We start from the raw sequence: 773 nt of genomic DNA, 5'->3' as shown, positions 1-773 counted from the left end.
TTTTACCAGAAGTGGCTAGTCTAACCGCAAGGAGGACGGTCACCACGGTAGGATTCATGACTGGGGTGAAGTCGTAACAAGGTAGCCGTATCGGAAGGTGCGGCTGGATCACCTCCTTTCCAGAGCTTCTCGCGTAGTTGAGCGCTCACGCTTATCGGCTGTAAATTAAAGACAGACTCAGGGGTCTGTAGCTCAGTCGGTTAGAGCACCGTCTTGATAAGGCGGGGGTCGTTGGTTCGAATCCAACCAGACCCACCACCGTCTTGTGTGGCGGTACACACCTGAGGCATCTGTACTCATGGGGGCATAGCTCAGCTGGGAGAGCACCTGCTTTGCAAGCAGGGGGTCGTCGGTTCGATCCCGTCTGCCTCCACCAATCTTCAATGACAAACATTCGAATGACGATTGTTCGAGTCTTTGTCATTGGCGATTGAGCCAGTCAGAGCGGTACGAAGTACGTATCGGCTGTCGTTCTTTAACAATCTGGAAGAAGTAAGTAATTTGGATAGCGGAAGCGTCTTGAGATGGACGTGGAAACTATCCGGGTTGTGATTGTATCGATGTATCTCAAGATGATTCGAACTCTATGTTTGACTCAATTGGAATACGGCACAACGCGAGAACTCAACCTGTAGCGACTGTCGATGAGACAGACTCGTTATAGGGTCAAGCGAACAAGTGCATGTGGTGGATGCCTTGGCGATCACAGGCGATGAAGGACGCGGTAGCCTGCGAAAAGCTACGGGGAGCTGGCAAACGAGCTTTGATCCGTA

At 51.5% G+C, this 773-nt stretch carries 2 tRNA genes and 2 rRNA genes; all 4 read left to right on the top strand.

Annotation, left to right across the window (positions count from 1 at the left end):
- Window positions 1-119 (top strand): 16S ribosomal RNA (locus CFB35_RS33915); the annotation flags it as partial.
- Between the two features lie 62 nt (window positions 120-181).
- Window positions 182-258, top strand: a tRNA-Ile gene (locus CFB35_RS33910).
- 42 nt (window positions 259-300) lie between these two features.
- Window positions 301-376 (top strand) — tRNA-Ala (locus tag CFB35_RS33905).
- A 288-nt stretch (window positions 377-664) separates the two neighbouring features.
- Window positions 665-773, top strand: a 23S ribosomal RNA gene (locus tag CFB35_RS33895); the annotation flags it as partial.

The organism is Burkholderia sp. AU16482 (assembly GCF_002223285.1).
Classification (GTDB): domain Bacteria; phylum Pseudomonadota; class Gammaproteobacteria; order Burkholderiales; family Burkholderiaceae; genus Burkholderia; species Burkholderia semiarida.
The sequence above is the reverse complement of the archived record's forward strand: the minus strand, read 5'-3'. Positions and strand labels throughout refer to the sequence as shown.